Origin of the sequence: Mycobacterium sp., assembly GCF_035314665.1 — a bacterium.
Taxonomy (GTDB): domain Bacteria; phylum Actinomycetota; class Actinomycetes; order Mycobacteriales; family Mycobacteriaceae; genus Mycobacterium.
This window is the reverse complement of the sequence record NZ_DATFZD010000248.1, coordinates 1-6,935: the sequence shown is the minus strand read 5'-3', so window position 1 is coordinate 6,935 and position 6,935 is coordinate 1. Positions and strand designations below refer to the sequence as shown.

Annotated in this window: 6 protein-coding genes and 2 pseudogenes; 5 read left to right on the top strand and 3 right to left on the bottom strand. The window is 63.0% G+C overall.

Features of this window, described 5'->3' with window-relative positions:
* The 3 genes from VKI00_RS17985 to VKI00_RS17975 form a co-directional block, all read left to right on the top strand.
* Positions 1-236: FMN-binding negative transcriptional regulator (locus tag VKI00_RS17985; protein ID WP_324439719.1), on the top strand; the 236-nt coding region annotated here is incomplete at its 5' end.
* Between the two features lie 897 nt (positions 237-1,133).
* Positions 1,134-1,964: a hypothetical protein gene (locus VKI00_RS17980; RefSeq protein WP_324439717.1), complete on the top strand. Its 831-nt coding sequence runs from the start codon at positions 1,134-1,136 to the stop codon at positions 1,962-1,964.
* Positions 1,965-2,042: 78 nt separating this feature from the next.
* Complete coding sequence (locus VKI00_RS17975) at positions 2,043-3,431, top strand: hypothetical protein (RefSeq protein ID WP_324439715.1); 1,389 nt, start codon at positions 2,043-2,045, stop codon at positions 3,429-3,431.
* 200 nt (positions 3,432-3,631) lie between these two features.
* Here VKI00_RS17975 and VKI00_RS17970 read toward each other — a convergent pair.
* A pseudogene (locus VKI00_RS17970) lies at positions 3,632-3,736 on the bottom strand (TetR family transcriptional regulator); the annotation flags it as partial.
* Positions 3,737-4,113: 377 nt separating this feature from the next.
* Between VKI00_RS17970 and VKI00_RS17965 the strand changes: the two are divergent.
* Both VKI00_RS17965 and VKI00_RS17960 read left to right on the top strand, forming a co-directional pair.
* Positions 4,114-4,533: a hypothetical protein gene (locus VKI00_RS17965; RefSeq protein ID WP_324439713.1), complete on the top strand. Its 420-nt coding sequence runs from the start codon at positions 4,114-4,116 to the stop codon at positions 4,531-4,533.
* Positions 4,530-5,654 (top strand): acyltransferase, encoded by a 1,125-nt coding sequence (locus VKI00_RS17960; RefSeq protein ID WP_324439711.1) that lies wholly within the window; start codon positions 4,530-4,532, stop codon positions 5,652-5,654. The genes VKI00_RS17965 and VKI00_RS17960 overlap by 4 nt, the downstream gene beginning before the upstream one ends.
* A gap of 137 nt (positions 5,655-5,791) precedes the next feature.
* Here the strand turns inward: VKI00_RS17960 and VKI00_RS33840 are convergent.
* A pseudogene (locus VKI00_RS33840) lies at positions 5,792-6,187 on the bottom strand (sensor domain-containing protein); the annotation flags it as partial.
* Between the two features lie 354 nt (positions 6,188-6,541).
* The coding region (locus tag VKI00_RS17950) for a PLP-dependent transferase (RefSeq protein ID WP_324439709.1) at positions 6,542-6,935 on the bottom strand (394 nt) is incomplete at its 5' end.

The following is a 6,935-nucleotide window of genomic DNA, read 5'->3' as shown; positions in this document are numbered from 1 at the left end:
GACGCCATGAGGCTGGGCGACCGCAATCATGGTCCGTCGACGACGCGCCGCCACAGTTCATCGAGGGTCTACTACGCGCCATTGTGGGAGTGGAATTGCTGATCACCCGCATCGAGGCCAAGTTCAAGCTCAGCCAGAATCAACCAGCCGCTGACGTCGATGGCATGATCTCAGGACTAATCACCAACGGACACGAAGACGCTGCCCAAGCGGTGCAGCGAGCGCGAACAGCATGAGATCGAATTTCGCTTCTTAATGATGGCCCGCACGCAAACTCCCCAACCTCGCGTTGCCGCGGTTACCTGAGGACGGGTTTTGTCAAAGGCCGAGCCGGAACACTTCGCGGCGGGCACGCGTGCGGTAGAAATCGCCGGTGCGGGTCACCAACGCAACGCGAAGCTGCAGAGACGGTGTTGCTGGCTCCGCCGGAAGCAGTGCCCGGGCTGTATCTGCATCCTGATCACCGTCGCCCGCGCTTGCGCCCAGCCGTCCGAAGCGAGCTCGATGTCTAGTATTTACCGCCGCATATCCTAGGATTAATTGCCGCATTTTTCACGGTATTAGTGGCATCACAGTTTATTTGGTGCTGATATTGGGAAGAAGACCTAGACACGCGGCAGTAAATAATCGACACATATGGCTCCTGCCCCGGCGCTACCGGAATTCGCGTCGCGGGAAACCATAAGTCGCATTGCGCCAGCTGACCCGGCTGGTAAGACACTCGGTCGACGGGGTCGACTCCGAGATACTCCGGGCTGGCGCACCCGATCGTTGAGCGTGGTCATCGAATACCGCCAGTCCCGGATGGTCCACATGCTCAATCGCTGTCCTCTTGATTTCGGCGGCCGCGGTCGGGATAGGGGATGTCGACCTCGCTGCTGCCGCAAGCAGCACGTGCCCAAGTACATGGTGCCCCGCTTGGGCGTGATCATTGACGCCATGCCCCTGAACGCCAACGGCAATTGCCAAACCAACGCTGCTACAAACTCATGGTCATCCACGGACCGCCAAATGGAACCTATGGTATTCTCTGAGCTAGATGCTGTGCCCAGGGGTTTGCGACGAGGAGGTGGCGGAGCGTGTTGGCCCCAACCCGATGGAGGTTCCGTCGCTCCGTAGTCGCAGTTGTCGCCGTGGTCGCGCTCGTTCTGGCCGTGGCCGTAGTGATGGCTGACCGTTGGAGCAAGGAGAAGTCGATACCGATCCAGGGCACCGTGGCGTCCGCGATCACGACGGCGGACTTGACCGCTGTGGCCCGTACAAGGGTGTTCTTCGGTCACCAGTCCATAGGATGGAACGTGCTGAACGCCGTCCCCGGCGTGTACGCAGACAACGGTGTCTCGGCCCCGCCGGTTGAGCGGGGGCGCGCCGAGCCCGGCCCCAACGGCGGATTCATCGCCCACCAATTCATCGGCGAAAACCTCAAACCGCTGCTCAAACTTGAGGACTTCGACCGCATCATGCGCGATGGGATGGGCCGGCAGGTGGACGTCGCTTTGATGAAGTTCTGTTCTGTTGACATCACAAGCAGCACGGATGTTGAAGCCCTCTTCGCGAGGTACCGCGACACCATGGCCGCTATGGAGCGGGACTTCCCCAACGTCACCTTCATCCACGTGACGGTGCCCCTGGTCACAGATCGGCAGGACCTCTTCTCGAAGCTGAAGACACGGCTGAAGACAGTTCTCGGCCGGAGCGACGTAAACCACCAGCCAGCGAACGTCGCGCGGGAGCGGTTGAACGCGCTGATCCGCAGCGAGTACGCCGGCCGTCACCTCTTCGACCTGGCCGCGATCGAGTCCACGAGGCCCGACGGCACGAGGGTCTCCGGCCGTTACGACAACCGGGGATACTTCGCGTTGTACGACGGGTACGCCTCCGACGACATCCACCTCAACGCGGTCGGTTCCAAGATCGCGGCGACAGCCTTTCTCGAGGCGATCGCGCAGGCATCGCGGAAGTAGACACCGCTGCGCGTTGACATAAACGGTCATTTGGCCAGGAATGGATCGGAGCGCGGTGCCTCGGCTACGATCCCTCGCGTGCAAGCGAGGGCAACTGGCGCAACGTCGAGGGAACTTTACGCGCGGCTGGTCCGGCGCCAGCGTGCCGAATTGCAAGATGCGTACTTGAAGGGGGTGCGCCGGCTGCGATGGGACGCAGGGCGTCTCGCCGCAGAACGCGAACGGCGTCTTCGCGAGCTGCTGATGTGGGCTGCCGATCGTTCGCCGTTCTGGCGGGAACGACTGGCAGGCCGCGATCTAGCGAGTTTCACCGAGTCCGACCTCCCCTCTCTGCCGGTCCTTACCAGGGCCGAGATGATGGCGGAGTTCGACCGGGTTGTCACGGTCCCCCGGTTAACACTTGCCCGGGTCCAGCAATACCTCGATCAGTCGACCGGAGACGGGTACCTGGACGACGAGTACCGGGCAATCGTCACGTCTGGCTATACCGGAACCGAAGCAGTCCATGTCTACGGCTGGGACGCGTTCATCACCTTCGTGATGCAGGGCTCGCGCTGGACCGGGCGACGCGGTGAAGCCCCGGACGCGGTGCTGGCGCAGGCCTTCGCTTGCAGCACCAAGCATGAATCGGGGATATTCCACAGCTTTAGCACCTTCGAAAGCGGAGGGCCGGCATCGCACTGCTTCGCCGGAACGGACCCCCTGGACCAGATTGTCGACGGTCTCAACAACGCGCGTCCTGCGGTGCAGGCTCTCCAAGCGTGGCCGACCCTCATCTGGCAGCTGGCTTTAGAGGCGATGCAAGGACGGCTCACCGTCAAACCTTCCTGGGTCAGCGTCGCGGGAGAGGTCTGCACCCCGCCCGTGCGAGAGGCAGTTCGGTCCGCGTGGGGGGTCGAGGCCTCGGAGTTCTGGGGCTGCTCGGAGGGCACCTATGCCTTTCCATGCGGCGTCGGCGAAGGCTTCCACGTCGCCGACGATCTGGTGATTCTCGAGCCGGCGGACGCCGATGGCAACGTCGTCCCGTATGGGAAACCTGCGGAACGGCTGCTGTTGACCAACCTGTACAACCTGGCGCAGCCGCTGATCCGCTATGACCTCGTAGACGCGGTGACGATGACCGACGAGCCGTGTCCGTGCGGTTGTGCTCATCGCCGCATCCTCGCGGTCAACGGTCGGATCGACGGATCCTTCGAGTACGAAGGCGGTGCTCTGGTGCCCCGGAAGGCCTTCGAGCAGGCTGTCCTTGCCGCCCCCGGCGTCGTCGACTTCTTCGTGGGCAGGACGCAACATGGTGTCGACGTGTCCGTGGTGACCGACGGTTCATCCGACCTCCAGCATCTGCGGGCGGACCTGATCGACGTGCTCCGCCGACACGGCGGGCCGGAGTCGGATGTCGGTGTGCAAGAGGTCGGTTCTCTAGACCGACTGTGGTCGGGAAAGTCGAAGCAGTTCGACGCCCGGTGATCTAGCGGGGTGCTCGCGGGGACGTCCACCGACTGGGCGTGGTACCCCGGGGGCGATGAGTGGAGATGGGGCATCCGTCGACGTGATTCGCCGTGTGCTCGCAGAACACGCTCGTTTAGCGATGGATCCGAATACCCTTGCCGGTACAGACGATCCCTCACCTGCCGGGAATGGTTCGTGGTGGGCGAACAAGCGCATGATGACTTGAACTGGTGGTAGACGGCCGCCTTCGTCACGCCGCTGGCGTCAGCGATCATCTGTAGCGATGTACAGCCGACACCTCTGAAAGTCGACGGCGCCTCGATATTCGGTCGTGCGGGGCGCCTGTCGAGGTGTCAGGGAAGAAGCGTGCGACGGGTTATCGGGCTGTTTCGAGTGCGGCGGGTCCGCCGCCGAGTCAGTCCCTTCGATGATGGGGGTAACTCGCCGGGTGTGCTGACCCGCCCAGGGGCGGCGCTGTGTCCGTCGAAGTCTTCCGTGGGTCTGCGGTCTCGTCTACACCTAATATCCTGAGTTTACTTCACACTTCTGGGCTCTTGAAAGACTCGAAGTGTGGTAATTAGCCTTTATCATGTCCTGTAGTATGTATTTTGGAGGCATCATCGGTGTCTGCATACCGTCGCACCCGGCCCCGGTAACCTGGCCCGCCCGCGGGTCGGCTTGCTTCCGTAAGGAGGAGCCCATGTCCGTAGTGACCACACAACCGGAGATGGTGACGTCTGTGCTGTCCACGTCGAATGCGGGGTTGCTTGACGGGGGTTTGGCCGACTACCCGCGCGACGGCGCTGGTATGGACGGCAGTGGGCGGATTGAGCGGCGGCGTAATGGGGGGTCCGGGGATTCACCGATGGACGTCCTGACGCGGTTGCCCGCGGTGGTGGTGTTGGAGCGGCCTCCGGTTCCTTCGCTCGCCATGGTGCGCGACGGCATCATCTTGTTTGCCAATACGGCGCTTGCCGAGATGGTGGGTCACACACAGGACGGGTTAGCGAGGCTGGCGTTCCCCGAGACCTTTCATACGGTGCCCCGACGCCGCCCGCAATCCCACTCCGTCGAAACCAGCGACGTCAAAACCAGCGACCGCATCAGCCAGCCAGCATGACCACGACGCTTCGCAGCCGGAACAGCCATGCGCCTGGCGGGACAATTAAATTCTCCCCGAGTATTCAGTATCTCCGCGCTGTTGCGGCGCTATCGGTCTTGGTGTATCACGTCTTGCACCACTGGCTGCCCCACGACCCCCACATCGGCGTCCTGCAGGGCGGGGTGGATATATTCTTCGTCATTAGCGGCTTTGTCATGTGGGGCGTCACTGCCGGGCGCGAGGGCGGTTCGTGGTTGTTCTTCAGCAACAGACTGAAGCGGATCGTGCCGCTCTACTGGATCGTGACCACGGTGATGTTAGCAATGCTGCTGGCGAAGCCGGCGCTGGTGAATTCCCGCTTCGATGTTGTCCATGTGGTGACGTCCTACCTGTTTATCCCATGGCGTCATCCAGTGAAGGGAGAGTTCCAGCCGCTGCTGATCCCGGGCTGGACGCTCAATTACGAAATGATTTTCTATGTAATCTTCGCGCTGATCCTGTTCGCACCCATGCGTTTCCGCCTGCGCGCGGTCCTGGGGGCGCTCGTGGGGCTCGTCGTCTTGGGCTTCGTTCCCCACGCGGGAATCAGCCAGTTCGACTTCTATACGGACCCGATCATCCTCGAGTTCGCCATGGGCGTCTGCCTCGGCGCGGCGGTGACGGCGCAGCGCCGCGCGCCGGCCCCGATCGCGGCGGCGGCGGTGATCGCCGGCTTCGGCCTCTTTATCGCTACGGCGTTGACCGGCGCCGTTGGTGACCGAGTGCTGATGTTTGGGATTCCCGCGGCGCTCGTGGTGTCCGGGTGTGTCTTTCTGGAACGTGAGATCGGCCCGTGGTTGGCGCCCCTGCCGCTGCTATTAGGCGACGCCTCCTACTCCATCTACCTCGTGCACATGGGTACTGCGTTGGCGGCCTTCCACGCCTGGCGCACTGTGGATGCGCTGCACAACCCGGTCGGCATAGCCGCGACCATGATCGTCACGGCGCTAGCTTCGGTGGGGGCGGGTGTCCTCGTCTATTGGTTCGTCGAGCGGCCAATAATTAGGCATTTCAAAGTGCCAACGCCGAAGTCTAGACCTCCGGTCGCCGGTAGTTCGTTGTACAAGGCCGCCGCGGCCATCCCGATCCCGACGAGTTGATCGCCGCACTGCGCCGCACTTGATTAACGAACTGCCGCGCCCGACAAGCGGGCCGGCGGCAGACCGAAAGGATCCCACACACACACAAGACGCGCTGACCTGGCCTGCGCGCGATCTTCGCCGGGATCTGCGCCTCCCTACTGTTTGGCCACCTTGGCCGCGATCTGGTCGACGATGTTGAACACGGCGGCGTGGGCGGGGTTGTGGGCGCACACCGTGACGTCGATGGCCACGTTGTTGCTCACGGTCAACGCACGCTGACAGGCAAGCCCGTTACCGCCCACTAGAGTGTCGGTGGTGCTCAAGGTGCCGTTGGTGATGGCGATAGGCCCCAGCGTCCAAACCTTGTCGGGCTGGCCGGGGTCGATGTAGTGGAATTGGCGCATCGAGCACGCCTGCCAACGCTGGGCCAACGAGCTGAAGAAGCGCGCCGCATCGTTGGCATAGGGAAACGACACGACCGCCTGCCAGACTTGATGAGAAATCTCGCTGTCGCTGAGGTCCTGTCTGCGCATGGCGATCCATCCGCTGCCGTCATAGACCGAGAGCTACGCTGGGAGGTTGAATCGGCAATCCTTGTCCGGAATATTGGCACTGTTGTCAGACATAGCGGCGTGTGTTCCGTTGACCACTATCCCGGTGGTACCGATCGCGGTGTTGATCTCGGCGGGGCTAAGCAGCAGTCGGTCGAGGACGTCCGTCGCAACCGGTGGGTGCGCACCCCTGCTACAGGAAGCAACGAAAATGCACGCCCTCGCCAGTGCCAGTACCACTGTCAGCTGTCGGATGTTCGTTCCCCCCGCTCTCCCGACTCGGTAAATCAGAGATATAGCAGGCGGCCCCCGCCGGCGCCAAAGACAACGACGGTCCGTGTCGGCTCAGCCGGCTCAGCCGGCCGTGGCCGTGGCCTTGGCCAAGGCCTGGTCGATGTCGGCGATGATGTCGTCGATGTGCTCGATCCCGATGGACAGGCGAATCGTCTCCGGCCGGATGCCGGCCTTCACCAGCTCCTCGTCGGACAGTTGGCGGTGGGTGGTGGAGGCCGGATGGATGGCCAGGGTCTTGGCGTCTCCCAGATTGAGCAGCCGCTTGACGAGCTGGAGTGCATCGAAGAAGGCCAGGCCCGCCTCGTAGCCTCCTTCGGCCCCGAAGGTGACGATGGACGGCACGCGCCCGTGGAGGTAGCGCTCGACCAGGTGGTGGTAGGGATGGTCGGGGAAGCCGGCGAAGCTCACCCAGGCCACCCGGGGGTCGGCGGCCAGGTAGTCGGCCACGGCCCGG

What these genes read in the sequence shown, in the direction of transcription:
- VKI00_RS17965 (WP_324439713.1), top strand. Translation starts at nt 4,114, where the DNA reads ATGTCCGTAGTGACCACACAACCGGAGATGGTGACGTCTGTGCTGTCC.
- VKI00_RS17960 (WP_324439711.1), top strand. Translation starts at nt 4,530, where the DNA reads ATGACCACGACGCTTCGCAGCCGGAACAGCCATGCGCCTGGCGGGACA.